Below are 23,774 nucleotides of genomic sequence, written 5' to 3' on the forward strand. Positions count from 1 at the left end.
ATGGCAGGTCGATTCAAAACGGCGAGCGCGGCCAATCCGACGAGATGAGAGAGCCGGCTGACGCCCGTCATGACGGGCGTCAGCCGCGTCGTCGCCCGTCGTCGGAGAGCCGACGACGCCCGTCACGCTGCTGAGGCAACCCAGGCAACTTGACCGTGCACGCGGTCAAGTTGCCTGGGTTGCCTCAGGCATGACAGAAGCCGTGAGAGTGCGGCGAGGGACGTGAGACGCCGGTGAGAGTGCGGCGAGGGACATGAGACGCCGGTGAGAGAGAGGCGAGCGGGCGCGAGACACCCGTGAGACACCCGCGAGAGAGACGAGCCGGCGCGAGACACCCGTGAGCCGGAGCCAGCCAGTTGTGGAACATGGTGCACGTCCCGTATACCGCGTTCAACGGTAGGTGGACGGCCTTGGAACCCCTGTGAGACAGGCCGGCCGGGACGTGAGACAGCCGCGAGCAAGAGGCCGGTAAAGGAGGCGTATACCGGCGTAGACCACTCGTTCCACCGTGTGTAACGCCGGGTAGACGACTAGTCCACCTGTTGAACGGCGTACCAGTCCACCTGTTGAACGTCGGACAGATCGGCTCAGCCTCCTCGCTCAACGTCGTTCAACGCGAGTGTGCAGGGCGGTGAGCGAGAGGCAACCCAGGCAACTTGACCGCGTGCACGGTCAAGTTGCCTGGGTTGCCTCAGCAGCGTGACGGGCGTCGTCGGCTCTCCGACGACGGGCGACGACGGGCGACGACGCTGGTGACGCCCGTCATGACGGGCGTCAGCGACGATGCCTGCTGGCCGGCCCTGTCGGACAGCATTGCCAATGTGCGTCCTGGCAGCATTGTCAATGTGTCTCCGAACGCCAATTGACAACCGCGCTCAAATCACGGATGGCGATGCGTAATTCACCGAGACTGATTCACTTCACGTAATTCGATGTCGGTGACCAATTGGCGCGCACGACATTTCGGTGGGACCAGTCGAATCTTCAAAGCGGGAATTGGGTTCGTGGTAGTGTGGATACATACACGACCCGCACATGACTGAGCCCCACGGTCCGCCAGGTAGCGAAACACGTGGGGCTCAACCTCGGTGAGGGACGTCGATGGGCCCACCCTTCGCGAGAGGGTCGGGCCCATCAGCTTCTTCAGCCGCAGGTCACCAGAGCTTCAAGCCGTAGTACACGGCCTGGAACACGGCGCCTACAAGCCGGACCGCGTCTGTGACGCGGCGGATCCGCTTTGCCCACACCGAACCGTCGCCCGCGTCGCGGGACTCCGTTCCGGTGATCACCTATACCTCCCCTCGCTGGATGGAACCAGCTGGATGCCACCCAGCCAGCCGAAGAGGTATTAGTGACATTACACCATTCGACGGACCGTCACGGCTTTCATGTCGACCATCCGCACTGTGCGCAATGTGCACCGAGCGGGCCGCCCGAAAGGATTCCGGCGCTCCTTATCGCTTCGAGTGAAATCACCGATCGTGAATTCACTGAGAAACCCCAGCTCAGAGCGGGGGTTCGCATCCCACCTTGCATGCTAGTGAGCGGGGATCGCTCGGCAGAGAGCGGTCGTTGCCTGCTGGGCGCCGGCGCTGCCCGCGACACGGATGCCCCTGTCACAGCGCGCTGACCTCGAAGAATGCGTATGCGCCTTGGAGCAGGCTGTCGAGGGGGCGCGGGTCGGGACGCCAGGGGGCGAAGTGCAGCCGGACCTTGCGTCCGGAGTCGAGGCAGAGACGCCCTGGCCGCTCGTACCGGCCCCTCATCTCCGGTCGGATTTCTGGAACTTGCCCAGGTCAGACGCGGTAACAGTCCACGCGACTGTTACCCGATCCATGAGTCGGCCGCCGCACTTCTGTCGCCACGGAGGGCAACGCAGTGAGGGTGGTGTGTGCTGGTTCTCATACACGAGGGGGAACGGCATCTGTGGGCGGTTTACATGGCGGGCGCGCTCCCGGCCGCGGCGGCTCGGTTGCGCGCGTCCTGAACGGCCGGCGGGGAGGGGAGGGGTGCCGGGCTGGCCTCCGGGGAGCCGTCCGCCGGGCCGCGAGCGGGCCGGGCGTCGTACTCCCGCCGTCGCGGATGACGGGCGCGCGAGGAGACCGCACCACCGGTCGTGGTCGAGGGGGAGCAGTAGCTGCCGCGATGTGGAACAGGTCCGTGGGGGCGCTCCGCTCAGCGCGCCACCGTTGCCTATAAACCCCCTTTGATCTGCGGAAACACGCATCCCACTCTGGACGAGTGTCACCTAGTGCTGTAATATTGTTCTTGTCGGAACGGGTGGACGGTATCCGCCCCCGACGACCCGTCAACGAAGAACCGGAGGAAGCAATGTCCTTGACCTTCACGGACATCTTTTGCGGCGCCGGAGGATCGAGCACCGGTCTGGTGGCCGCCGGGTATGAGCTGAAGCTCGCGGCGAACCACAGCCAGGTGGCGATCGACACCCACAGCGCCAACCACCGCCAGGCCGACCACGTCTGTGCGGACGTCAACAACTACGACATGCGGCGCCTGCCCACCACGGACGTGCTCTGGGCATCGCCGATCTGCACGGAGATGAGCCCCGCCGGGGGGACCCAGCGCCGTAACGGCGGACAGCTGGCGTTCGGCGAGGAGGACGAGGTCGAGGCCGAGGCGTTCATCCGGACCCGGGCCACGGCGTACGACGTCATCCGCGCCACCGAGGTGCACCGGTACCGCGCCGTCCTGTGCGAGAACGTGGTGGAGTTCGTGACGCAGTGGCCGTTGTTCGGCTGGTGGCGCTCGGGCATGGAGCAGCTGGGCTACAACTCCCAGATCGTGTCCGTGTCCTCCGCCCACGTGGGCGGCCCGGACAACCCCCGCGCACCGCAGTGGCGGGACCGGATCTATCTCGTTTTCACGCGGACCGGCATCAAGCTGCCCGACGTCCGGCCCCGCCCGCTGGCATGGTGCGCGGAGTGCGGCGAAGACGTTCAGGCCATTCAGGCGTTCCGCAACCCCCGCCGCACGGTGGGGAAGTACCGGCAGCAGTACGACTACCGGTGCCCGAACGCGAAGTGCCGCAACGCCCTGGTGGAGCCCTACGTGCGCGCGGCCGCCGACGCGATCGACTGGACCAACCTGGGATCCCGGATCGGGGACCGCTCCCGCCCGCTGGCGGCCGCCACCCTGCGCCGGATCTCGGCTGGGCTGGCCGAGTACCCGCAGCGGGTCAGCCTCCTGACGCTCAACCACTCCGGGCACGACGGGCGGGCCCAGGACCCCACGCGGGTCCCCCTCCCCGCCCGCACGCGCAAGATCGGCGAGGGACTGCTCTTCCCGCAGGACCGGCACGGCATGCTCGTACCGGCCGGAGGCACGTGGAACGACACGGGCACGCCGCTGGCCGAGCCGATGCGCACCCGCACCACCCGGGACACCGAGGCCCTGGTGACCATGCCCTACGTCGTCACCCTCCGCCGCAACGGCGGGGCGGCCGCCGTCGATCAGCCGCTCGCCACGGTCACCGCAGCGGGCCGCCACCACGGTCTGGTCATCCCCTACCGCAAGGGCACCGCGAAGCCGACCGATCAGCCGCTCCTCACCCTGGCCACCCGGGACTCCGCCGGGATCTGCGTCCCAGACGCGGCCCTGACGGTCGAGGACTGCCACTTCCGGATGCTGCAGCCGCGCGAGCAGCTGGCCGCCCAGCGCTTCCCCGGCGACTACATCATGCGCGGCAACAAGGGCGAGCAGACCATGCAGGCCGGTAACGCCGTGTCCTGCAACGTGGCCCAGTGGATCGGCGAACGCGTCGCCGCCGTCCTCTAGCCAGTCAGCTAACGCTGTAACGCTGTAAATGTCGGGTGGGGCGGTCGGTATCCGCCCCGCCCGGCACGACCCGCCAGCACGCGACAGGAGAGACCACCTCATGAGCGAGACCCCGCAACTGCCCTACCGGCTCGGGGAGCCGGACATCGAGTGCCGCTACCCCGTTCTCGTCGGAACGTGGTTCATCGGCCACGCCCTGCGCTGGCACGGTGTCTGGTATGCCGTACCGGCCGGGACCACCACCGACGTCCGCGTGGCGGACGGAGGCCCGCGCCGTGGCGGAGGCAGCCCGGCAGCCGCCGCCTGGCTCTACTCCGAGTTCACGGAGGGACGCATCACCCCGCAGAGCGTGGTCGACAGCGCCGCCGCCACCCTGGTGAAGCCGGAGACCGTTCCTCTGCTCCACCCGCGCATGCCCGAGACCGCGCGCAACATCGCGTCGGCCCGGACCGCGTTCGCCGGACTGGAGGCGCACCGCTGGACGCCGTACGGCGGATACCCGGGCAGTGACAACCTTGGGTCATGGAGTGCCAGCTGTGCGGATGGAAGGGCCCGCGCTACTGGTCGCACCTCCGGGGACGCAACGGCCAGCCGCCCACCGTCCTCCGCCACGACGGAGGATGCATCGGAGCCGACAAGGTCCGCGAGGCGATCGGCGCCTACGAGCGGTAGCTGACACCCGGCAGCCGTAGTGGCGGTCCGGTCGGGCATCGAGCCCGACCGGACCGCCCGCTGGTGCGTGGTGCTGGCCGGTGGGCACGAGCACGAAAAAGGGACCGGCGGCCCGCCCCGCCCAAGAGCGGTGCGGTCGGTATCCACCGGTCCCGACCCGTCAACACCACCAGGGCGCGACCGCGGCAGTCTATCGCCGTAGCCTCAGGCGACAGCCCTGATACCGGACAGGAGACGCACCGATGATCCCCCACGGCCACCCCGTCATGACGGAGGCCAGCATCGCGGCGGCCGCAGGCATCGAGCTGCACACGTGGCGCCGGCGCCACGGCACCGATTTCCGCGCCCGGGTGCCCGTCACCAACCCCGGCGAGCGACTGCGTCTGTACGACGCAGCCCAGGCCCACGCCTACCTCGAGGGCCAGCCCGTCCCGCCGGCGCCCACCCCCGAGCCTCACCCCGAGGACTTGCTCAGCGTGGGCGAAACCGCCGAAGTCCTGGGCACCGACGCCTCCACCGTCCGTGCGTACGCCAGCACTGGCTATCTGCCCAAGGGCGTCGAGCTGCACGGCCGCCCCTGGTGGCCCCGGCACGTCGTGCAGGCCCGGATCGACGCCGGAGACCAGAGACACCACCCCGAGCGCACCGGTGCGGGCCGCCGGCCAGGCGACCCGCGCAACCGTTCCCCCCGCCCGCGCACTGACGACCGCGTGCCCGCCGTTGCCGCCGAACTCGCCGCAGCCGAAGCGGAGAACCGGACCGTAACCGCCGACCAGTTGGCAGAGCGCTACAGCGTGAGCCGGCGGACCGGAGAGCGCCTACTCGCCGCCGCCCGCCAGCAGCTGCAGAAGCGTTCTTGAACGCCTTTGTAGTGGTGCTGGAGCCTTCGAGCTGAGCCGTCAGCCCACAGGGATCGGAGGCACCGACAGGTCGGCGCCGCTGTTCCCTGACCCCTGCACGCGCCAGAGGCCGACCCCGATCGGTACGGACCGCTCCAACATCACTGCGCGATATTCAGTCGGCCAAACAGTCAAATCCGACCACGTGATACCCACCAGGTCCGCGTCGGTCAGGTTCGCGTGGGTGAGGTTCGCGCGGGTCAGGTTCGCGCTGCCCAGGTCCGCGTCGGTCAGGTCCGCGCCGGTCAGGTCCGCGCCGGTCAGGTCCGCGCTGCGCAGGTCCGCGCGGGACAGGTCCGCGTCGGCTAGGTTCGCGCCGGTCAGGTTCGCGCTGCCCAGGTTCGCGCGGGACAGGTTCGCGCCGGTCAGGTCCGCGCCGGTCAGGTCCGCGCCGGTCAGGTCCGCGCGGGACAGGTCCGCGCGGGACAGGTCCGCGTCGGCTAGGTTCGCGCCGGTCAGGTACGCGCCGGTCAGGTACGCGCCGCCCAGGTCTGAGATGGTCAGGTTCGCACGGGTCAGGTTCGCGCGGGTCAGGTCCGCGAAGGTCAGGTCCGCGAAGGTCAGGTCCGCGCGGGTCAGGTTCGCACGGCCCAGGTCCGCGCGAGACAGGTCCGTGCGGGACAGGTACGCGCGAGACAGGTCCGCACCGGTCAGGTTCGCGTAGGACAGGTTCGCGTAGGACAGGTTTGAGTCGGTCAGGTCCGCCCCGGTCAGGTCCGCCCCGGTCAGGTCTGGGCTGGCCCGGTCTGGGCTGGCCAGGATCGAGGCAGCTGGAATGGTCTTGTAACGGGGACGGGCGCCGCCGGCCAAGAGCACCCGGGTCCACCAGGCAGATGCCTCAATACTTAGCCAGGGACGTGAAGGTCGCGCGGTCCGAGCCACACGGCCGAGGAAGGAGTCAGGACGCGTCTTCACGGATCTCCCCATCCTCAGTCGCGCGCGAGAGGGGCGGAGGGGCACTCGCCTGGCTGCCTGAAATCGAGGGAGGCCCGGTTGACGGTTGGATGGAGGGTCCGACCTCTACCCCGGAGAGGATGCCTCGGATTGTGGCGGGCGCACCGATGCCGAAGATGAAGGCTGGCCACGGCCCGTTCATCTGATCGTGTGCGGCAGCCGCCACCACGGCACCCAGAACGAGCCCGCTCCCCAGTACGAACAGTCGGGGCCCTACCGTGTCAAGTCTCCGCTGCCACGGCCAGCGGTACCCGCCAGACATGATGGAGCCGCAGAAGGACACGAGCGAAGCGGCTCCGCCGCCGGCCAAGCCCCACAGGGCTGCTTGCCACCACGTCATCGTCTGACGGTAGCCACCCGCAACGGTTGCCTGTAAAGAAAGCCCAATTTTCGTAGGCTTCAGTCCATATAGTCCGCCGCGGTCACAGGCCCAGTTCGTCCAGCCGCGACCCCGCCGCCCACCGCCCCAACTGGTTCCCGTCGAGCAGAACACCGCCCTGGCGCGAAGCCCAGAGCACGTCCGCACGGCTGAAGTCGCCGCGGTGGACCACGACTCGGAGCAGGCCATCGGGACCAGGTCGGCCTACCTCGCGCAGCGGAGCGAACCCGCTCCCACCCTCGTCCGCAGAGTCCACCGGGCGAAAGCCGACATCCAGCTGGCGACCCTGACGACTCGCGTACAGACGCGGTCGACCGGGCTCGCCCACGTCGACCACGTGCCAGCCATCCCTCCGCAACATCCGCGTGGCCGCCACCGTCAGCCCCCGGTCATCGAGCCGAGACAGTTCCGCCGCGGAGTAGCGGCCGCCCCGCCGGCGCGCGACCTCTCGATGCCAGCGCAGCCCGCCGATCGCGGCCGTACCAAGGAGCACCACACCCAGCACCAGGCCGCCGACCCCGAGCGCGGTGTAGAGCCAGGCAGTAGCGCGAGGGACACGAGCACCACTACGCCGACCATCGCGAAACCAGGCAGCATGTCCCGCAGCTCCGGCCCGCACCGCACCTGGCAGGTGCGCTCGGACCGTGTTCTCGGTTTCGCTTCGAGACTTTCCTGTCCACCGTGCCTCCGGAGCCTGATAGCAGAGGCGTTGCGAGCGCGTGGCGATATCAGGAGATTCAGTGCGACGCACGGTCATGGTGCGGTTCGCTGATATCCGCAGGCGCAGGGACAGGCGAGCCGACATGTCGCCGATCTCTGTCTGTGATCCGTGAACCACGACCCGGACTCCTGCAATCAACCGGCCGCCTGCAGTTGCTCCTGCTTCTGCCTGAACCTCTTCAGCTGTACCTGAGCTTTGCCGTCGGCGTGGAACTCAGTTCTGACCGCTTCTTGGTCGAACTGAGCAGCACCCGTCGCTGGTTCGGCCTCCGTCACGAAGGTGTCGACCAGTGGATGTGCTGATTCTGTGGTTCCTGGCTGCGGCGAGTGTTGTGAGCGTTGCCCTGTTCACCGTGCGCGGCATTTTGGACCAGCTGCGCGAGGTTTTCGTTGCCTGGCACCGGGCCAGAGGTGCGATCCGTGGCGACGTCGACGACGAGTAGCCCAGCTGAGGCTGATTGCGCTCCGTACAGAACTTTGGTGCCCCTACTGCCCGAGAAGTCAGAACGGGTGTCGGCGCAACCTCGTGAATCAAGCCGATCTACTGTGTTTTGTCGCCACCAGGCCGCGTCTGAGCTGCCGCCAGTGTCGGTGCTCGCTACATGTGGACCAGTCGCGTTCGGAGAAGGGGGCTCTCATGGTGCTGTCGATCAACCTGGCGGTTCTCCTGGCGGTGATCATCGTGCTGCGGCTTCGGCGTCGCACCGAGGCGCGGAAACGTACTGACGAGCAGTTGACCGTGCTCATCGTGCTGGTGTTCGGCGTCCTGATCGCTCCCACAGCATTCGGACAGGGGATCCTCAACGTGGCCGGACAGCTCGCCAGCGGGATTACTCAGGCAGGCCACTGAGAAGAGGAATGGTCCGCTGAATCCGCATCGCGTCATCGCGCGACGAGAGGTACGGGGCTGGTCGCATCGATCCGTGCGCGCGCATGGGATGCTCCCCCGATCGTGACCACCGGGAGGGGGCGCGTCCTGCCGTGATCCTCACTGTCACGGATGCCGGTGTCACCGCGGTCTTCACCCCGCGCGGAGTGGCAGCGGCCCGTCTCGGTCTGGTTGGCGCTGGCGTCCACGCCGTCATCGCGATCGTCCTTGCTCTACGCTTTGGCAAGGGTGGCAACGCCCTCCGTATCGGAACAATCGTCTACGGCGCCTGGCACTGCATTGTGGGTACTTTTGCCCCTCGGCCTCACCGCCAGCAGCGCACCCGCCGCCACTGTGATGGCAGCCCTCGTGCAGCTGGCCGCCGGAGTCGTGCTGATCGTCTTCATGGCTCAGAGGGATGGCATGGCCTGGTTCAGCCGCACCCGCCATTGAGTGCAACAGATACACCCTGCGTTGAGGGGTGATCCCGAGGAACCGGCCCTGCAGCCGTAGGAACGCGAGCCGGTTGCCCTCCCAGCCGACCAGCTTCTCGCCCAGTGTGGTCGCGTCCGGCAGTTGCACGGCGGCCGCCGGGATGCCGGGGAACGCCGGCGCCGGATCTTGTCGGTACGGACATCGTTCTCTGACGGGACGTGCGTGATGGCGCCCCCTGATGCCGTTCGAGCCGCACAGGGGGAGTCCAGCGCACTTGAAGCCGTAGTGCGATGAGCACAGCTGGCTCATGAGCTTGGGGCCTCAGGGGCTCAGCATGTTGTACGTGGATCTGGCCATCCATGGACCGGTCTAGGCCACGCGTGAGCACACAGATGACATGCCCATGTTCGATTCTGTACTTTCACCTTCCGTGACTGTGTGATCGCTTTAGGTCGCATCCTGGTGGGTCGTGGTCGGAGGGGCTGACGTGGCACGTTCTTCGAGGTTGCGACAGGTCGTTGTGGGCGTAGTAACCGCATGGGCTGTGATCTTTGCAGGGTCAGCGACCGCGGCGCCGGCGGAAAAGCAGCGCGTGGAGAGCGCGGATACTGCTGGCGTCCCCGGGCCAAGGCCTGCGAAGCCGCAGAAGCCTATGACGCTGAAGCAGCGTCACCAGCAGGTAGACCAAGGGCGGTTCAAGCCACCGGCCCACGAGGCTCATCGGAAGCAATTTACCGAGGCCGAAGCGGTGGCTGAGGCAAAGAAGTCTGCAGCCCGGGCCCGCTCTGTTGCAGGCACCGGTCGAACGGCTGCCAGTATCAAGGGCGCTGCCGCTGCTGTACCTGGCGGAGACGTGGACTACGTGGCAGTGGTCGGCTCCGAGGGTTCCTACCGTTCGGTTGTCGGTGCGAGCCCTCTGGGCCCTGATCCTCTCACCGGGCAGGTCTTTGAAGGAGAAACCCTCCTCGCAAGCGCGGAGATCACGCACTCCGACTACACCACCGATGCGGACGGCAAGCTCGCTGATGTACTGCATCAGGTCAAGGTGACCTGGGAAGTCGGCTGCGGCTCCGATGTTGTCGACTACGACACGGGCCAGGTCGTGACAGCCCATTCAGGTGCCTATTCGCTGGTCCATCCCGAGGTCAGCGACCCGGTCGTGACTCTCCAGCTGTCTGTGGACCCGGAACAGTGTGCAGGTGCGGTTCCCAACATCGGGAACTTCTCCGTCACGGCGCTCGCGACCGTCGTCGACGTCGCAGGCGGCGGCCGTGGTGGCGTGGTAACTCTGATGACCTTGGCTCGGGGGATTCCCAACGATCAGACATACGGATGCGCCCCCGAGTGCACGTCCTTGAGCACGGCATTCGCTCAACCGCAGGCGCAGCGCGGAGCCTCGGTGAACACGGCCACGGGCGCGTTCTCGGGCTCTTATACCGACGTCCAACAGCCGTCCGTCGGAGGCGGACTCGACCTTACCCGCCGATATTCCTCCAACAACACCACTACCGGATCCCTCGGCCAGGGATGGACGCTGCCCTGGGACGCCCAGCTGACCAAGGACGCGGCCGGCAACGTCACCTACACGTCGGAGAGCGGGGCGAAGTACCCCTACACAAGAAAGTCTGACGGCACGTTCACGGCGCCCTCCACCTCCCGGTCATCCCTGAAAGCGCAGACCGACGGGACATACACCCTCACCACACCGGACAAGCAGACACTCACCTTCGATTCCGGCGGACACCTCACCTCATCGAAGAACCGCTCAGGCCAGGGAGTCACCTACCGCTACGCGGCCGGCCACCTGGCATCCGTGACCGACGCGGCAGGCCGGTCGTCCACGACGACATACACCGGCGACCTGCTCTCACGGGTGCAGCTCGCCGACGGACGGCATGTCGACTACGGATACGCCGCCGGCCGTCTGACGAGCGTCACAGGGACCGACGGCAAACAGACCAGCTACGGCTACGACACCGAGGGTCGCCTCGCCTCGACCCAGGACGCAGCGGGGCACTACCCCGTCCGCAACACCTACGACTCTCAGGGGCGCGTGGCGACCCAGAAAGACGCCCTCGGCAACAGCACGACCTACACATACCGCAGCGGAGAGACGGACACCACCGCTCCGGACGGCGGTGTATGGACCGACGTCTACGCCCACAACTACCTGTTGGTCCAGTACGACCCCTTCGGAAACCGCACGTTCTACAGCTACGACGGCTCAGCGAACCTCATCAGAGCCACCGACCCGCTCGGTCACTTCACGGCCTACGCCTATGACACCTCAAACCGCCTGACAACGGAGACAGACCCCTCGGGCGCCCGCTGGAGATACGCCTACGACACGAACGGGAACCTGTCCAAATCCACAGACCCTGACGTGCACGCCACGACGTACACCTACACCACTGACAACCTCCTTGCCACGGTCAAGGATCCACTGGCCAACGTCACCTCCTTCACCTATACCTCCACCGGGCAGCTCGCCACGGAAACCGACCCCCTGCAGAACACGACGACCTACGGGTACGACGCGGCAGGCAACCAGACATCCGTCAGGGCCCCGAGCGGCGCGACAACCACGCAGTCCTTCGATCAGTCCGGACGCGTGATCACCAGCACCGACGCGCGAGGCAACGCTTCAGGCGCGGACCCGACAGCATTCACCACAAAGTACGCGTACGACGACGGCGACCGGCTCCTGAAAGTCACGGACCCGAAGGGCCGGATCACGACGCGCGGATACGACGACGTAGGCAATCCGACGTCGATCACTGACGCCACGCAAAAGACGACGTCGACCACGTACGACGCGGCAAACCGTGCCACCGGCGGGACCGACGCCGCCGGCAACACGACTCAGCGCTCCTACGACGCTATGGGACGACTCCTGTCCGCGACCGATGCGGCCGGCAGCAGGACGACCTACACATACGACAAGGCCGGTCGCTCGTTGTCCATGACGACTCCGCGGGGCAACACAGCCGGTGCCGATGCTGTCCAGTACACCTGGAAGTACGGCTACGACGCGGTCGGGAACAACACGACGGTCACAGACCCCCTCAACCACACGACCGCCACGACGTACACCGCCGACGGCCTGCCCGAGTCCGTGACCGACCCCCTCGGCAACGTCCAGACCTACAGCTACGACGACATGGGCAACGTCGTGCGGGCCATGGATGCGCTGAACCGGACGACCATCAGCACGTACAACGCCAACAACCAGGTGGCCACGGTCAGGGACCGTAACAGCAACACCGTCACTTACGGCTATGACGCTGCGGGCCGGCTCACATCCCAGACCTCCCCGATGGGCAACAAGACCACCTACGCCTACAACACCGACGGCCTGCTGACCGACACCGTGGAGCCGCGCGGCAATGTGACAGGCGCCGACCCGGCCCAGTACACCTGGCACACCTCATACGACGCGTCAGGCAATGCCACCGGCCAGACCGACCCGTTGGGCAACAAGACGTCGAACACGTACGACACTGTCGGCAACGTCACCGAAAGCACCGATGCCCTGGGTAAGAAGACCGGTTACGGCTACGACGACCTGGACCGGCTCACGAAGATCACCGCACCCGACGGCGGCATCACCACGCTCGGCTACGACGCCCTGAGCAATCTGACATCGCGTCTCGACGCCAATCAGCACACCACCGCGTACGCCTACGACAAAGCCGGCCACATCACCAAGATCACAGACCCGCTGGCCCGCGCTACGTCCTACGCCTATGACGCGGACGGCAACCGCACCACCATCACCAATGCCCGAAGCCAGAGCATCAGCAACACCTTCGACGGACGCGGCCTGCTGTCCAAGACCACCTACTCCGACGGCACGCCATCCGTCACCTACACATACGACGCAGCAGGGCGAATCTCGACGGTCGCCGATGGCACAGGAACCCGCACTCTGACCTATGACGCAGAGGCCCGCCCGCTGACGATCACCTCACCCGGCTCCACCAACCCATTCAAATACACCTACAACGGCGACGGCACCGTCAAGAGCCGCACCTACCCGGACGGCTACGCCATCAGCTACGTGTACGACGCAGACGGCCGCATCAAGACCCAGGCCACCAGCGGCAAGACCGTCACCTACGGATACGACCCTGCGGGCAACCTCACCTCTGCCCAACTGCCCACCACCACACCGCTGACTGAGTCCCGCACCTACGACCGGGTCGGCAATCTGGCCTCCGTCTCGGAAGGCACCGGAGCACGCCAGCTCACCCGCGACCCCAACGGCCGAATCGTCTCCGACCAGTTCAAAGACGCAACAACCACCGGCCTCGCCAGCAGATACGGATACGACGACACCGGTCACCTCACCCAAGCCTGCACCGACACCCTCGCCACCACCTCCTGCCTGGGAGGCACCAGCGGAACGGTCTACAGCTACGACAAGGTCGGCAACCTCTCCACGACAAAGACCGGTGCTACCACCGTCACCAACACCTTTGATGCAGCCGACCAGCTGACCAAGCGCGTAGTCGGAACCACCACCACAAACCTGACCTATGACACAGACGGCAATCTAACCAAAGACGCCACCGGCACTTATGCCTATGACGCCGCCAGCCGTATCAAGTCCGCCACCATCGGTGCCAACTCCTTCACCTTCGGTTACGACGCCGACGGCAACCGCACTACCTCAAACAAAAACGGCACCCTGGACCGCACCACCCGCTGGGACCTCAACAACCCGCTCGCCCAGATAGCCACCGACACCAACAGCACCGGCGCCCTGATCGCCGACTACAACTACAACCCGGCCGGCATCCCGCAGGCCATCAACCAGACCACCGGTGTCTTTTACCTCCTACACGACCCGCAAGACTCCATCAGCGCCGTCCGGGATGCCACCGGTGCAGCGACCTACACCTACAAGTACTCGCCCTGGGGCGAAGCCACAGGCACGGCGGCCACCACCAACGGCCAGAACAGCCCCTTCGCTTTCGACGGCCAGTACACCGATCCGTACCTCACAGGGCGCCTCGCTCTCAGGGCCCGCAGCTACGCCCCCGCCCTTGGTCGGTTTGCCACTACCGACCCCGTTCCAGCCGATGTCGGCAGCGCCAACTCCTCCCTGTACGTGTATGCCAATAACGACCCGGTCAACCAAGCCGACCCCTCAGGCAATTGCCCCTGGTGTGTCAGTGCCGGTATCGGAGCCGCCTTCGGAGCTGTCATCGAAGGCGGTATCTACTCCTGGCAGCATCGCCACGGCGGATTCACCTGGGGAGGCCTTGCTGGGGCAAGTGGCGAAGGGGCTCTCACAGGAGCCATCGCCGGTCTGCTCATGCCGGGTGCAGGCAACGCCATAGCCCGCGGCCTCGGCTTCACAGGAGGCCGCGCACTTGCCACATCGGCGATTGTCAACGCGGGCGTCGGCGCGGCCTTCTCATGGGGCCTGAACGAAGTCCACTGCCGCCCCACAGGCCCTTGGGATCTACTGTTCGGAGCAGCAGGTGGCGCCAGCAGCAGCCTTCTCGGCCCTGCGTTCAACTGGATAAAGGGAAAGTTCTCTCCCAGTCCTTCGGTGCCACCGCGTTTTGGGCCAGGGGCTGCGCATTCCAGTGATCCGGCTGTGGCCTCATCGGAGAAGCCAGGACCACACCTCGCCCTTGGTCTGAGGGACATTCGGGGAGGGGAACGCGATATTCTGGGTACATTCGCGAGGGAAAAGGGAGCGATTCAATACAGCGATCCGATCTTCGGACTCCCCGCAGGCGGAGCTACTATGACGACCAAGCAGGTAGCCGATATGATCGAGCTTGTCGTCGCGAAGAAGGGAAAGATCTCCTTCAACATGCAAGCCATCATGAACATTGACGAAATGCTGTCCGGAGCTCCGACATACGCCGGAAGGTCTGTAACGGCGGATGAGCTCAGATATGTGTGTGGACACGAATCCGCTCGTGCCATCACCACGTTCTACAACGGTCCTGCACCCTGTTGACCCATAAGAGGTCGACCATGTCGTCAAGGCGAATTGTTCCGCTAGAAGCAATCGAAGGGCAATAAGGATGGATCAGCTACCCCCGAGAACTCGAGAACAGGAGTGGCGTGTAATCCTTGACGAGTACAGGCCGCCGCATGCGGCCAACGGTCGGGCTACACGTGAAATGTGGGAACTGCTTTCGACTGCATTTCGCAACGCGACGTTTCGCGCCCTCTACCCGTCCATTTCCATGTGGTCGCTGACTGTTTCAGATGCAGACTTGATTACTGAAATCAAGGACGAGCTTCCCGCTGTTTCTGCGGCATCGGGTGAGTATCGCGTTCTCGCCTGGCCTTATCGCGGAGACGAGTACCTCTTTCTGACAAGCGATCCTGAAGAGGCGGTTGAGTTTGCGGCTGATCTTATCAAGGCTCGGCAGTCGCCGAAGGGTTGAATTTTATTTGTGCGGTGCTCGCTTTCTGGCGCTGCCGTATCATCGAGGATCGCAGGAGTAATCCCTACCATCCGACCGGAAAACAGACTGGAAATATAGTGTGTAGAGGGGTGAATCCATACCTGCAGCTCATTGAGACAGAGTCCGTATCTCTCCCAGAGAGGAATCGTTCGATGTCTGACGCTGCGAGCTCTAGCCCGCGTCGGGTGATGCACGCCCACGAGGGGAAGCTATTGGAACGTCGGGCGCCAGGAACCTTCCGTCTTCGCCCGGGAAGTCCAGCAACTTATCCAAGCCGGATACCGGTGGAAAGGGGACTACCTTGTCCCGCCAGCATGATGATGAAAAACCAGGCTCCGTGGCCGTAGGCTTTTCGGGCCTCGGAGACAGGCGCTTTAACGGGTACCTGAGAGTCAGAATTCCGCATGAACTAGACAATCAGGTTGAAGCTTCGCTTTGTGCGTACATGGACAGCCCTGAGTCGATCAGGCGGACGACGATCGATGATGTGAACGGTCACGTTGCGGCAGTGTTTAGCGCCTACGGACAGCGCATGGCATCGATAGCTGTTCGTACCAGGTCGGTAGAGGCTCTCGGGCGTGGGCTCGTTGCCGTTGGCCTGGCGGAGGGGCATCTTGACGATCCGCGTGACAACCTGTTTGTCCTCGCCGCCGTCAATGACGCTGCGTCCTTGATCGGAACCTCCCTCCACCGTCTGATCATCGACAAGCAAGGCTTGCTACCGTCCGACGGGCTGGCAGGAATTCAAGACTTCGATCGGCGTAAAACCAGCGAAAAGTCAATTGAAAGTATGGGAATCAGACGCGTAGGCGACGAGCAGAGCTTCCTTTATGTCTGATACCGACCACTCTCGTGGGACCACTGCTACCGACGAGCACTGGAGCTAGCCAGCATCGGACCGTCCCTCCTGCGCCACCTGCCCCCAATCAACAGCGCGTGATTTTGCACCACCACTACAGTGGAGGGGCGCCCCTTTGCACTTCTGATTCAGAGGACACAGGCGAATGCGCGTGATGCGGCGACGAGCACCCGGCGTCGAGCTGGAGTACTGAGACCGTGTTTGAGATCTGCCGTCTCCCGTTGCCAAGGCGGTCGTTGAATCCTCTGTGAGCGGTGTTGGGGGTGGGTATCCGTCGGACTTGACGGATGAGCAGTGGGCGCTGGTGGAGCCGTTGCTGCCGTCAGCGCGGGTGGGTCCGAAGGGTGGTCGGCGGGAGAAGCATCCGCGGCGGCGGATCATGGATGCGATCTTCTACGTGGTGCGGACGGGGTGTGCCTGGCGGCAGTTGCCGAAGGACTTCGCTCCGTGGCCGACGGTGTACTGGTACTTCACGTGGTGGCACGACGACGGCACCGTGGAGCGAATCCATAACGCCCTGCGCGGTCAGGTCCGCGAGGCCGACGGCCGTGACGCGGAGCCGAGCGCAGGCCTGATCGACTCGCAGTCCATCCGCACCGCCGACACCGTCCCCGCTGCGACCAGGGGATTCGACGCGGGCAAGAAGGTGAAGGGCCGCAAGCGGTTCATCGTCACCGACACCCTCGGACTGCTGTTGGCCGTCCATGTCGTCGCGGCGAGCGTCCAGGACCGCGATGGCGCGAAGCGGCCGTTGCTGTGGACCAGGCTCGACCATCCCGGTGTCCGGAAGATCTGGGCCGACCAGGGCTTCGCCGGCCGCTTGGTCGAGTGGGGCGCACAGATCCTCGGCCGCGATCTGGAGATCGTCCGCAAGGCCCCTGACCAGCGCGGTTTCCAGGTCCAGCCCAAGCGGTGGGCGGTAGAGCGCACCTTCGCGTGGCTTACCGCCCACCGGCGCCTCGCCCGGGACTACGAGACCAGCCCGGCCCACTCCGAGACGATGATTCGATGGGCCATGATCGGCGTCATGGTCCGCCGCCTTACCCGAGGCCGACCGGCAACCCGACCAGGCCCACGATCGCTCTCCCGCACTGAGGCCCACAGGCTCAACCACGGTGCAGCCGAAGGCTCGTGGCTCACTTCATGAACGCGATCACCAGCGGGTCCGACTCTGGCGCGACGTAGTCGTATGTCGGGGAGTCGACGTGGCAATGATCGCTTGCACCCGCCTCCGAGGCGAAGCCCGCAAGGTTGTCGGCGAGGAGGTCGAGAGCTTCCCGCCCTCCCTCGATCCTCAGGACCTGGGCTTCCGTGACGATCGAAACGGTGGCCCGCTCCGGATCCTCCCGAAACGCGATCTCCGACAGCGACCTCTCGTAGGGAGAGGGGCACGGGTTCTCCGAGAGGTCAAAGCTTCCGGCCTGCCCCCGCAGCAGCTGCCCGAACGCCAGGAGGCCTTGACGCGTCCCAGAGAGCTCAAGCTCTTTCGTTTCCCCGCTGTACAGAACCTGCAACATCACATCCCCTCCAACCCGCCGATCGTAGCGATTACCAAGAGGGATCGCCCCGCTGGCACTTCCGCCGCGGTCGGATCTGCGGCTCTGTGGCAGATCTCAAACGCGGTCTGAGGAACCTTCCTCCTCAGCCCGACTCGCGGTCCGGCTCGGCGCGCACCCCCATCACCCCGCCACCCGTTTCCCGGACCTCTGAGAGTTGCCCCGATGCCTGTACCGCCCATTAGCGGCCGTCTGCAATGGACCGACGTCCCCAGCGCCCTGCGTACCTGTCTCGAAGACGCCCTGGGTGCGCCCGTCACCGACACGGCCACTCCCGCCGGTGGCTTTGGCCACCAACTCGCTGCCGCGCTCACCCTGGCCGGCGGCCGGAGGGCTTTCGTCAAAGCGGCCCCTGACGACGACCCCTTGACCGCCGCCAACGTCCACGAGGCCGCCGTGCTGGACGCGCTGCCCTCCGGCGCTCCCGCCCCGGACCTGCTCGGCATCCACCATGCCGATGGTTGGACGGCTGTGGTCATTGCGCACCTGGACGGCCCGCACCCCGATCTTTCTCCGGCCTCCGGCGACGCTGACCACACCTGGGCTCTGCTGGATAAACTCACCTCCAGCCCCGCCTCGGCCCCCTACGCCGCGGCGGTGAGCACAGCCCCCTCCACAGCGGCCGCTCTGCACGGCTGGAACGAACTGCTCTCCGATCCGCCGGCCGACCTGGCCCCCTCCGCCCGGGACCGCCTGCCGCAACTCGCCGAACTCGAGGCCGCCTGGCCTGCCCTCGCCCACGGCGACCGCATCGTCCACGGCGACCTGCGCGCCGACAACATGGTCCGCGACCACCACCGCGGCGTCACCTTCGTGGACTGGGCACACGCCACCACCGGCCCCGCCTGCATCGACGCCGCATCCCTCGCCCCACAACTCGTCCTCGCCGGCCACACACCCGAAGACGTCGCCCGCCTGCTCCGCGACCACCCCGCCACCGCCAGCAATCCCGACACCACCACCGCATTCCTCGCCGCGCTCACCGGCCACTGGCACCGCAACGCCCGCAAACCCGCGCCCCCCGGCACCCCGGGACTGCGCGCCTATCAGCACCGCGCCGCGGCAGCTGGCCTCGCCATCCTCAACCACCGCCTTGCGCAGGGCTGTGCACCGTCGTGACCTGCGGTGGTCGGGCTGTGGTCGGCTTTGGGAGGGGTGGGCGCCCCCGCGTGTTCGGGGTGGGTGGAGAGCTTCCGGTCCATACGGCTGAGTGGTTTACCGGATGCATATGCCGAGGGGCTATCTCCTTCGATCTACCTTCACAGCGTAGTCATTTGACTACTTTTAGCGAGAAGGGATCGGGGATGCGTTTTATGTCCACGGGCCGGATGGCGGCCCTCGTGTCGGCGGCCGTGTTGCTGGCCGGCATGGCGGGTGCCGGGTCGGCTCAGGCGCAGCCTGCCGCTCAGGCCGTGTATCCCGGAGGGCTCGTCACCTACTCGATCGAGTTCTCCAACCCGCAGGAGAAGGACAACAACAACCTGCCGGAACCCTACGGGCGGGTCTATGTGACGGATGGCGTCCTGCGGCAGAGTGCCCTGTGGGAGCATCCGGACCTGGACATCAACACTCCTACCGTGCCGCGCTATCCGGAGGCCGGGGTCACCCAGCGGTTCGCCGACCACCTGATCAACGAGGTGTGTGCCTTCGTCGGTGAGGACGACACGGGCATCAACGTCGATGACGTCCTCGCTCAGGGCTGCGAGCCGTTCCACGGTCCCGGCGCGTACACGATCCCCGGTCCGGACGGGTCGGTGACGGTCACCGTGTACCACGTCGGCTGACCTCGCCCCTGCATCGCGAACCATCAGGAGGGGCCGGGCCCCGTACGGAGCACCTTCTCCGTACGGGGCCCGGCCCATCTGCTCGGAGCTGGTCGTGTCCGCCGCGGGGCACGGAGGTGTCTTTACTTCTGTGGTGTGGCCTGTGGTGTGGCCTCACCACAGGCCACACCGGTGCGGTCGCGCTGTCCCTGTCCGGTCGTTGCGCTTCGCTTCGCCGGGCTGAGTGCGCACGCGGTGCGCAGCACAGTGCAGGGCTGTGACCTGCCGTGGTCGGGTCATGGGTCGGGTCTGTGGTCGGGTCCGGCGGCGCTGGCCTGTTGCGTGGTCGGGCGGGCCGGGAGGTGGGTTGCGCAGTGGCTGGTCCGCTGCGTGTCTGCGTTTGCGCAACGGCTGCGCAGAAGTTCAGCCGGTAGCGTCGTCGGGCTTGTCTTCCGGCCGGCAGTAGCTGCAGGTCTGGACGTATTCGGTGTCGCGGAGTGCGACGCGGAACTCGTCTGGGGTGATCGGTGATGTTTTCCGGGTGGCCCGGGTGCAGCTGTCGATGTGGAGGATGGCGGGCTCGGGGTCTTTGGGGTGGCGTTTGATCTCCAGCATGTAGCCGTCTCCCGTCCCGGTGGGGCCGTTGGGGTGCCGTTCGGTGAGGCTGGGGAATGGCGCGGGTGCCAGGGTCGGCCGTGCCTGCCGCTGCGGCCGCGGTGGGCGGGCCGGCTGCGCGGCGGCGTGGAGGGCGCGCTGTACTTCCTCGCGCTGCAGATGCAGGTAGGTGCGGATGGTGTCGGTGTCGGCGAGCTGCTTGTCGAGGTGGGCGAGGATCGCGCGGAGGCGGGCGGGATCAGGCGGCAGCTCGGACATGCGTTCGATTATATTCGTGTGGTCGGTGTGGGTGCCTGCCAGGATCCGCTGACCTCTGACAGGTGATCTCGTCCCTTTGACAGGTGCGTTTGACCGCTGCTGGGTTCCTGTCGCCCAGTCTCGGCGAGCGGCCGGTGCTTGGTGAGGGGTGGTGGGATCAGTGGTTGCGGAACGGTGCCCAGGGATCGGGGAGGGGAGCGCTTGGGTCTTCACCTTCGGTGGACAGTCCGACGTAGGCGCGTAGGGCGGGGCGGGTACCGGGGAGGCCGTACTGGGTGAACCGCTCGTGGAGGTCTGAGCCGAACGGCACGGGCTGGAAGTCCGCGGCGGTCAGCAGCTCGGCCAGGACCCTCAGCAACTCCCGGCGTCCTGGGGAGAGCTCGGCGAACACCGGTACGGTGTCCGCGGGGTCGAACAAGGCTTCCAGCAGGTTCTCGACGCGGACGGCCAGCGGGCGGGGCACGACTCCGGTCTCCTCGATACGGGGCAGGGCGCGGACGATCTCCAGGAGGACCCCGTCCGGGTCCTCGGCGGCGCCCATCAGGTGCAGCAGACTGCGGACGGTGTAGCTGTGCAGGTCGCCCGCGTGGTGGGCGGTAGGGGTCTCGGGGGCCGGCCCGGCGCCGAAGGCCGCCAGCTCGGCGGCGATGCGCTCCGCCGGCGGCAGGCCGGGCGCGGTGGCCGGGTGTGCGGCCAGCAAACGGGTCAGGGCGGTGGCGGCGGCCCAGCGCGGCAAGGGGTGCTCGTGGTCGAGGTGGTGCCGGAGTCGGCCGTGCGGGTCGTGGTCGGCGATCAGCCCGACCGCGATGAGGACCGTGGCGACGCAGACGGGGTCCCGCTCGCCGTCGAGGCAGGCCAGCAATGGGAGCAGCGTGGCGTCGGCCTCCTCGGGGAACCAGCCGAGGAGGTACGCGGTCTTGGTGCGGATTTCCGGGTCCCGGTTGCCGAGCAGTTCGAGCAGGACGGGAAGCTGGGCGCGGACCGCATCATAGGAGCGCAGTGCGCCCTCGCGGGCGTCGACGGGGTGCCCCGCCGCACAGTACGCCCGTCCCTCGCGCAGGTTCTTCAGCCGCTTCTCGTCGGTCTCGGCGGCGATCTGCCCGTCGTACCAGCGCAGATTGTCTTCGGGGCTGATGGCTGCGGCGCGCCACGCGACGGTGTCGATGCCGAGCGGGAGGTCGTACTCGTCGTGCCAGTCAACGGCCAGACGGGTCAGCAGCAGCAGCGCGTCGGCCCGGGCGCCTGCCGGGCCCGCGGCAGCGATTCGGGTGAGGAACGGCACGGCGTACGGAGAGGCCGAGTATCGGGTGCCCTGGTGGAAGATGTTGCTGAACAGGCTGCGGATGGCGCTCTCCCGGGCCTCCTGGTCCGGCCCGCACACCGTCCGGAGCTGGCCGGGCACGTCCTCGGCGCTGCCGTAGGCATGTCCCAGGGCTGCCCAGTCGATGTCGTCCAGCCCTGCCAGGAGATCGTCGGATCGCTTCATGATCCGTATGCTCGCAGGGACCGCTGACACCGATCCCGCAGGCGAGCTGTCTCCTTGAACCCAGCGGTCAAACTCACCTGTCAATCAGTCAAGATCGCCCGTCAAAGGACGGTGAGCGTGGTTCCGGCGGCCGGGATCATGTGTTTGTCGCGCCCCCGGGTTGGGGCCGTACTGCTGAACGTTCGTCCGCCGTGGGAGAAGGAACTCGCAGGTCCCGTAGCAGCGCTGCGACCTCGGTCATTTTCCAGGCGCGCTCGCGTACCTGCTCTCCCGGCTCCACGGTTTCCAGGAGCAGGCAGGGGTACGGCCGGCGGCCACCGTTGAGCCGTCAGTGTCCTTTCGCCTGCTGACGATCAACGGTGGCCGCACTGTGGGCATCAGCCAGGCGTATCGGCGGTCTCGGCCGTGTCGGTGGCCTGCCGCTGTGGAAGTGCGCCCGCTGGTGGCGCCTGCCGCACTGCACGGTTGGCAGTGGTGAGGAGGGCCAGGATGAGAAGCCATCCGCCGCAGACCCAGACAAGCGGCTTGGAACCCAGCGTGGTGATCAGCGCGCCGCCTGCGAGCGTGCCGATCGACAAGGCTCCCGTGGTGAGCGTGGAGACTGCGCTCGTTGCCCGGCCGCGCAGCTCATCGGGGGTGATGGCCAGTTGGTGGGTGGTCATGGCCACGGCATAGACCGGAGCCACCAACGACTCCGCGGCTGCGACCGCTGCCAGTGTCAGCGGGTTGGGCGCGAGAGCGTACAGCGGGAACATCAGTGCCTCCAGCCACAGCATCACCACGGCGATGCGGCCCAGCGGAAAGCGGCGCGTGACCCTGTCCGAGACCAGCGCCCCCGCCATGGCGCCAACGGCCGCGCCGCTGAAGATGAGGCCGATCCACAGTGGCGAGGCTCCCGCCTGCCGGGCGAGGGTGATGATCAACAGGTAGCCGGCGCCGTAGCGCACTTTGTCAGCGGCCGAGACGAGAGTGAGGAAGCGGATGACCGGCTGGCGCCAGAGCCAGCCGATGCCTTCTCGGATCTCGGTGGTTAGAGGCGATGTTGTCCGAACGTCCTGTCGGTCCACTTGGAATCGAGCGCGCATCAGGCGCAGCGAGGCCGCTGACACCGCGAAGGAGACCGCGTTGAGGGTGAATGGCACAGTCCGGCCGACGGCGTAGAGCGCGCCGGCGAGTGGGGCCCCGAAGATGCCCACCGCGCCGGCGGCGGACTGCGAGTAGCCGAGCGCAGCGGACAGCTGTCGAGGACCAACCACGTTGGGCAGCGCGGCTGTGTTCGCCACCTGGAAGAGAGTGGTCAGGACCCCGGCAAGCAGCGCTGTCGCATACAGCTGGGGCAGGGTGAGCCTGTTCAGCCAGAGTGCGACGGCGACGCCGGCGGTGAGTACGGCCCGGCCAACCTCACACCAGATCATGGTGGCCTTACGGTCCCACCGGTCGACCAGGGCGCCGGCAATCAGGCCGAACAGCAGGAAGGAAAGGGTGCCCAGGCCGAGTACGTACCCGGCTTGAGTGGCCGACCCGGTAAGGGCCAGCACGATCAGCGGCAAGGCCATGAAGTGAGCCTGGTCGCCGACAGCAGAGACCAACTGGCCGCTCAGTAGCAGCGAGAAGTCCCGATTCCGGAACAGGCCGGGATCGCGAAGAGTATTCAATTCAGTTACGCTCCGTAACAGCTCGTGGACACACGGGTGACGTCGAAGCTGGTGTCCGAGCTAAGAAACACGAGGCGTAACAGACATGTGCGAACCGTAGCCAGAGCGCGGGCCGGACTGCAATCCGGTTTTCGAGATAGCCGTACGACCCGGCAGGCAGGCAACCGTGGGTCGCCGCCGCGCTGTTGCCCGGGTGCGGGCGTGAGGTCTGTACGGGTACCTGGTGGCGCCCCGGCGGGCACGGGCGTGCCGGTGATCATCGGTGCTGCGAGTGCGCTCTGCGCATCGGTCGCGCGCACCGCCGGCAGGTCGTGGTCGGGGTGGTGTGGCTGCTGGTGTGATCCGGTAGGGCGTCGACCGTTCCCCCTGCCGTCTTCCCTACCGATCCCCCTGCCAACTCCCCTACCGGCAGGCGCAGTAGCC

General features: G+C 66.5%; 19 protein-coding genes. 11 read left to right on the plus strand and 8 right to left on the minus strand.

Translation table 11 applies throughout. The features are described 5' to 3' along the window. Positions 1-1,154 precede the first annotated feature (1,154 nt). Together OG776_RS41905 and OG776_RS41910 are read right to left on the minus strand one after the other, a co-directional pair. Entirely contained in the window at positions 1,155-1,289 is a 135-nt protein-coding gene (locus OG776_RS41905; RefSeq protein ID WP_261994372.1) for a hypothetical protein, read from the minus strand. 327 nt (positions 1,290-1,616) lie between these two features. After that, entirely contained in the window at positions 1,617-1,766 is a 150-nt protein-coding gene (locus tag OG776_RS41910) for an aKG-HExxH-type peptide beta-hydroxylase (RefSeq protein ID WP_148007343.1), read from the minus strand. 565 nt (positions 1,767-2,331) lie between these two features. Here OG776_RS41910 and OG776_RS41915 point away from each other — a divergent pair. From OG776_RS41915 to OG776_RS41925, 3 genes are all read left to right on the plus strand, one after another. After that, a complete protein-coding gene (locus tag OG776_RS41915; RefSeq protein WP_329317981.1) occupies positions 2,332-3,795 on the plus strand; it encodes a DNA cytosine methyltransferase in 1,464 nt (487 codons plus the stop codon). A gap of 100 nt (positions 3,796-3,895) precedes the next feature. Continuing rightward, complete coding sequence (locus tag OG776_RS41920; protein ID WP_329317979.1) at positions 3,896-4,471, plus strand: hypothetical protein; 576 nt, start codon at positions 3,896-3,898, stop codon at positions 4,469-4,471. A 238-nt stretch (positions 4,472-4,709) separates the two neighbouring features. After that, the gene (locus tag OG776_RS41925; RefSeq protein ID WP_148007346.1) at positions 4,710-5,327 is read left to right on the plus strand and encodes a DNA-binding protein; all 618 of its coding nucleotides are present in this window, start codon (positions 4,710-4,712) and stop codon (positions 5,325-5,327) included. A gap of 39 nt (positions 5,328-5,366) precedes the next feature. Here OG776_RS41925 and OG776_RS41930 read toward each other — a convergent pair whose 3' ends face one another. Then, positions 5,367-6,182, minus strand: a complete 816-nt coding sequence (locus OG776_RS41930) for a pentapeptide repeat-containing protein (RefSeq protein ID WP_329317976.1) — start codon at positions 6,180-6,182, stop codon at positions 5,367-5,369. Between the two features lie 560 nt (positions 6,183-6,742). Then, positions 6,743-6,871: a hypothetical protein gene (locus OG776_RS41935; protein ID WP_329317974.1), complete on the minus strand. Its 129-nt coding sequence runs from the start codon at positions 6,869-6,871 to the stop codon at positions 6,743-6,745. 838 nt (positions 6,872-7,709) lie between these two features. Here OG776_RS41935 and OG776_RS41940 point away from each other — a divergent pair. The 6 genes from OG776_RS41940 to OG776_RS41965 all read left to right on the plus strand — a co-directional run bounded on the left by OG776_RS41940 (position 7,710) and on the right by OG776_RS41965 (position 17,165). Continuing rightward, entirely contained in the window at positions 7,710-7,862 is a 153-nt protein-coding gene (locus OG776_RS41940) for a hypothetical protein (RefSeq protein WP_187285477.1), read from the plus strand. Between the two features lie 194 nt (positions 7,863-8,056). After that, positions 8,057-8,269: a hypothetical protein gene (locus tag OG776_RS41945; RefSeq protein WP_148007348.1), complete on the plus strand. Its 213-nt coding sequence runs from the start codon at positions 8,057-8,059 to the stop codon at positions 8,267-8,269. Positions 8,270-9,374: 1,105 nt separating this feature from the next. Continuing rightward, positions 9,375-14,702, plus strand: coding sequence for an RHS repeat-associated core domain-containing protein (locus OG776_RS41950; protein WP_148007349.1), 5,328 nt, complete (start codon positions 9,375-9,377; stop codon positions 14,700-14,702). 67 nt (positions 14,703-14,769) lie between these two features. Further along, positions 14,770-15,138 carry a DUF6193 family natural product biosynthesis protein gene (locus OG776_RS41955; RefSeq protein WP_222723766.1) on the plus strand — a complete coding sequence of 123 codons (369 nt, stop codon included), beginning with the start codon at positions 14,770-14,772 and terminating at the stop codon, positions 15,136-15,138. A 322-nt stretch (positions 15,139-15,460) separates the two neighbouring features. Next, the gene (locus OG776_RS41960) at positions 15,461-15,997 is read left to right on the plus strand and encodes a hypothetical protein (protein ID WP_261994374.1); all 537 of its coding nucleotides are present in this window, start codon (positions 15,461-15,463) and stop codon (positions 15,995-15,997) included. 268 nt (positions 15,998-16,265) lie between these two features. Further along, positions 16,266-17,165, plus strand: coding sequence for an IS5 family transposase (locus OG776_RS41965; protein ID WP_443077151.1), 900 nt, complete (start codon positions 16,266-16,268; stop codon positions 17,163-17,165). On the opposite strand, the gene OG776_RS41970 is transcribed toward OG776_RS41965, so the two are convergent. Then, positions 17,155-17,535 (minus strand): Imm32 family immunity protein, encoded by a 381-nt coding sequence (locus OG776_RS41970; RefSeq protein ID WP_148007351.1) that lies wholly within the window; start codon positions 17,533-17,535, stop codon positions 17,155-17,157. The genes OG776_RS41965 and OG776_RS41970 overlap by 11 nt on opposite strands. Positions 17,536-17,739: 204 nt before the next feature. Between OG776_RS41970 and OG776_RS41975 the strand changes: the two genes are divergently transcribed. Together OG776_RS41975 and OG776_RS41980 are read left to right on the plus strand one after the other, a co-directional pair. After that, a complete protein-coding gene (locus OG776_RS41975; protein WP_329317963.1) occupies positions 17,740-18,693 on the plus strand; it encodes a phosphotransferase family protein in 954 nt (317 codons plus the stop codon). 194 nt (positions 18,694-18,887) lie between these two features. Further along, complete coding sequence (locus OG776_RS41980) at positions 18,888-19,358, plus strand: hypothetical protein (protein ID WP_148014801.1); 471 nt, start codon at positions 18,888-18,890, stop codon at positions 19,356-19,358. Positions 19,359-19,760: 402 nt separating this feature from the next. On the opposite strand, the gene OG776_RS41985 is transcribed toward OG776_RS41980, so the two are convergent. From OG776_RS41985 to OG776_RS41995, 3 genes are all read right to left on the minus strand, one after another. Further along, complete coding sequence (locus tag OG776_RS41985; RefSeq protein ID WP_148014802.1) at positions 19,761-20,210, minus strand: DUF6233 domain-containing protein; 450 nt, start codon at positions 20,208-20,210, stop codon at positions 19,761-19,763. A gap of 157 nt (positions 20,211-20,367) precedes the next feature. Next, on the minus strand, positions 20,368-21,696 hold the full coding sequence (locus OG776_RS41990; RefSeq protein ID WP_148014803.1) for a HEAT repeat domain-containing protein: 1,329 nt from the start codon (positions 21,694-21,696) through the stop codon (positions 20,368-20,370). A gap of 377 nt (positions 21,697-22,073) precedes the next feature. Next, on the minus strand, positions 22,074-23,351 hold the full coding sequence (locus OG776_RS41995) for an MFS transporter (RefSeq protein WP_329317960.1): 1,278 nt from the start codon (positions 23,349-23,351) through the stop codon (positions 22,074-22,076). Between the last annotated feature and the right edge of the window lie 423 nt (positions 23,352-23,774).

This window comes from Streptomyces sp. NBC_01689 (genome assembly GCF_036250675.1).
Lineage (GTDB): Bacteria > Actinomycetota > Actinomycetes > Streptomycetales > Streptomycetaceae > Streptomyces.

Excerpts from the sequence above, each read along its gene's own strand:
- OG776_RS41910 (WP_148007343.1), bottom strand. The coding sequence starts at position 1,766 with ATGAGGGGCCGGTACGAGCGGCCAGGGCGTCTCTGCCTCGACTCCGGA.
- OG776_RS41915 (WP_329317981.1), top strand. The coding sequence starts at position 2,332 with ATGTCCTTGACCTTCACGGACATCTTTTGCGGCGCCGGAGGATCGAGC.
- OG776_RS41920 (WP_329317979.1), top strand. The coding sequence starts at position 3,896 with ATGAGCGAGACCCCGCAACTGCCCTACCGGCTCGGGGAGCCGGACATC.
- OG776_RS41925 (WP_148007346.1), top strand. The coding sequence starts at position 4,710 with ATGATCCCCCACGGCCACCCCGTCATGACGGAGGCCAGCATCGCGGCG.
- OG776_RS41945 (WP_148007348.1), top strand. The coding sequence starts at position 8,057 with ATGGTGCTGTCGATCAACCTGGCGGTTCTCCTGGCGGTGATCATCGTG.
- OG776_RS41950 (WP_148007349.1), top strand. The coding sequence starts at position 9,375 with ATGACGCTGAAGCAGCGTCACCAGCAGGTAGACCAAGGGCGGTTCAAG.
- OG776_RS41955 (WP_222723766.1), top strand. The coding sequence starts at position 14,770 with ATGGATCAGCTACCCCCGAGAACTCGAGAACAGGAGTGGCGTGTAATC.
- OG776_RS41970 (WP_148007351.1), bottom strand. The coding sequence starts at position 17,535 with ATGTTGCAGGTTCTGTACAGCGGGGAAACGAAAGAGCTTGAGCTCTCT.
- OG776_RS41975 (WP_329317963.1), top strand. The coding sequence starts at position 17,740 with ATGCCTGTACCGCCCATTAGCGGCCGTCTGCAATGGACCGACGTCCCC.
- OG776_RS41980 (WP_148014801.1), top strand. The coding sequence starts at position 18,888 with ATGTCCACGGGCCGGATGGCGGCCCTCGTGTCGGCGGCCGTGTTGCTG.
- OG776_RS41985 (WP_148014802.1), bottom strand. The coding sequence starts at position 20,210 with ATGTCCGAGCTGCCGCCTGATCCCGCCCGCCTCCGCGCGATCCTCGCC.
- OG776_RS41990 (WP_148014803.1), bottom strand. The coding sequence starts at position 21,696 with ATGAAGCGATCCGACGATCTCCTGGCAGGGCTGGACGACATCGACTGG.